This is a genomic window from Gemmatimonadota bacterium, assembly GCA_039715185.1.
Classification (GTDB): Bacteria; Gemmatimonadota; Gemmatimonadetes; order Longimicrobiales; family RSA9; genus DATHRK01.
The window spans coordinates 1-2322 of the sequence record JBDLIA010000185.1 but is presented as its reverse complement, the minus strand read 5'-3'; the positions used below and the strand labels follow the sequence as shown (position 1 = coordinate 2322).

The 2322-nt window shown below is 67.8% G+C and carries 4 protein-coding genes; 1 reads left to right on the top strand and 3 read right to left on the bottom strand.

Features of this window, described 5'->3' with window-relative positions; translation table 11 throughout:
• A partial coding sequence (locus ABFS34_16510; protein MEN8377028.1) for an SDR family NAD(P)-dependent oxidoreductase occupies positions 1 to 647 on the bottom strand: 647 nt, incomplete at its 3' end.
• Between the two features lie 139 nt (positions 648 to 786).
• Here ABFS34_16510 and ABFS34_16505 point away from each other — a divergent pair.
• The gene (locus ABFS34_16505) at positions 787 to 1215 is read left to right on the top strand and encodes a hypothetical protein (protein ID MEN8377027.1); all 429 of its coding nucleotides are present in this window, start codon (positions 787 to 789) and stop codon (positions 1213 to 1215) included.
• 46 nt (positions 1216 to 1261) lie between these two features.
• On the opposite strand, the gene ABFS34_16500 is transcribed toward ABFS34_16505, so the two are convergent.
• Positions 1262 to 1732, bottom strand: a complete 471-nt coding sequence (locus ABFS34_16500; GenBank protein MEN8377026.1) for a hypothetical protein — start codon at positions 1730 to 1732, stop codon at positions 1262 to 1264.
• Positions 1733 to 1754: 22 nt separating this feature from the next.
• The gene (locus ABFS34_16495; GenBank protein ID MEN8377025.1) at positions 1755 to 2123 is read right to left on the bottom strand and encodes a DUF423 domain-containing protein; all 369 of its coding nucleotides are present in this window, start codon (positions 2121 to 2123) and stop codon (positions 1755 to 1757) included.
• Positions 2124 to 2322 lie beyond the last annotated feature (199 nt).

Genomic DNA, 2322 nt, shown 5'->3' with positions numbered 1-2322 from the left:
GAAGCCGCGACCTGGTCCGGTTGCAGGGGGGCCGCCGGCGTGCCCATGTCCGTGGCCACCCAGCCGGGATTCAGCGCCGTCACCGCGATACGGTCCGGTCGAAGCTCGTGCGCTAGGACCCGGACGAGCATGTTCAACGCGGCCTTGCTGGCCGAGTAGCTGAACTCGACCTCAGCTCCAGCCTTGCGCCCGATCGAAGCCATGCCTGACGAGAGAAAAGCGATGATGCTGCCTTCCCGCGGGCGAATCCGAGGCAGCAGCTCGCGAGTCAGGACCATCGGGGCGACGGTATTGATCTCGAACATCCGGAGCGTGCTTTCCGCTCGCATCGAACGGATGCTGAGGTGACTCGCCTCGGGCTCGACCTCGGCGCTGCGGATGTAGATGCCCGCATTGTTCACCAGGAGGTCGAGCCACTCCCCTTTGGCTTCGAGCGCTCTCCGCACGTCAGCGAACTCCGCGGGGCGCGCGAGATCCAGACGGACGATGTCGAGCCGGCCCCGAACCGTCGGCTCGAGTGTGTGCAGGTCCGCGGCGTTATCCGGAGAACGGCACGCCGCGTATACGCTGTCGCCGCGGGCCAGGGCGACCTTCGTGAAGGCGAGTCCCAGGCCTCGGTTGGCTCCGGTGATGAGGACTCTGCGCACGGGTGTCCTATCGGTAGGGGACGAGGGGTCGCCCGGACGCTAGGGCCGCGGCCTTGCGAAGTACAGCGTCCCGGGTGAATCAATTCCAAATCGCGCCGGGTCTTTCCGCGATCCTTCCCGAACTCAGGAGGAGCCAGCCGTGCCAAGCCGCGACTCGAAGTGGACCCCCGCCCTGATCCTTTCGCTTCTCGCCCTGCTGTCCTTCCTGACCCGTACGTTCATCGACTACCGGTTCGTCTACCTGGAGCTGGGCCTGGACCGCGACGCGCTGGCGTCCACCACGCTGATCAATCTGGTGTTGTTCGGCGCTTGGATCTGGGCCATCGTGGCGGCATCCCACGGGGGACGCGGAGGGTTGTACGCCTTGCTCGGGTTCAGCCTCCTGCTGGTGGCCTTCGGGGTCGCCACGCTGGTTTCGCTCTGCCCCTCACCGTGCCGGACCTTCTGGCCGGTGGGCGAGATCGCGATCTGGTCGAATCTGGTGATAGGTGTGCCGGCGGCGGCTCTGTTGGGACGTCAGTTGTTCGGTAGGAGCGGACGCGACAGAGGCGAGCCTGAGGTCGGCTAGTCCTGGTCGGACGCTCGGTCGCCGACAGGCGGCGGCGCCTCTCCAATCACCTCCCCGCCAGCGCCTCGTCCACGTGCTGGCGGAAGTCCGGGCCGGTGAAGTTCTGCCGGTTCTCCGTCCACGCCCACGCGGGGCGCCGGCGCGCCATCGCCGTGAACCACTCGTTCCACTCCAGCCACTCATCGGTATCGAGGATGCCATCGGCGTGGTAGTACCAGCCGATCTCCCAGGAGTCGAAGAAGTCGTGCTGGTAGGTCAGGAACCTTAGCCGATCCGCCTCGGAAAGCTTCTCGGGCGCGGACGCGGCGGCCACGACTATCTCGGCCAGCCCGGGGCTTTCTATCAGCAGACGGTTGGCCTCGCGGCCGCGCTCGAACAGCACGAGGTCCGCCTCGCGACTGCTGATCGTCGACGTGCGGCGAAACTCGTAGCCGACGTAAAGCAAGGACGCGATGATGGCCAAGGCCGATATGATCTCGGCCAGCGAGGCGTACGCCTGCAGTCTCCTGGTCTTCATTCCCGCTCCCTGAAAAAGCGGTTTACGCCCGCAGCACTCCCACCAGCGCGGCCAGCCACGCGGCCAGGAGCGCCACCCCGCCCACCGGGGTGACGGCGCCGAACCAGCGCGGCGCGCCGAGCGCCAGCGCGTACAGGCTGCCGCTGAAGATCAGCACGCCGAAGATCATGGCGCCGCCGGCGAACACGCCGGAGAAGCGGTCCCAATGGGTGGTCGCCCAGGCGAGCGCCAGGAGCCCCAGGGCGTGGTACATCTGGTAGCGCGACGCCAACTGCCAGGTCTCGAGCCGGTCCGCGCTCAGGCGGGACTCCAGCGCGTGCGCGCCGAACGCCCCGGCCGCGACGGCCAGGAGCGCGAGGGCCGCGCCGGCGGCGAAGAATAGGCGGGCCATGGGCGGCTCCGAAATTTCTGTCGGGTGCGATCGGTCGGCCGCAGCATAGTCGGCCGTGTGCGCGGGCGCACGTGCGCTTGCCGGAACCGCACAGGTGACCCCGGGTTGAATCAGCCATGCGCTGGAAGATCGTTCTGGGACTCGTCGCGGTCGCGCTCACGGCCTCGTTCCTCACGTGCTCGCCGGGCTACGTGCTGCG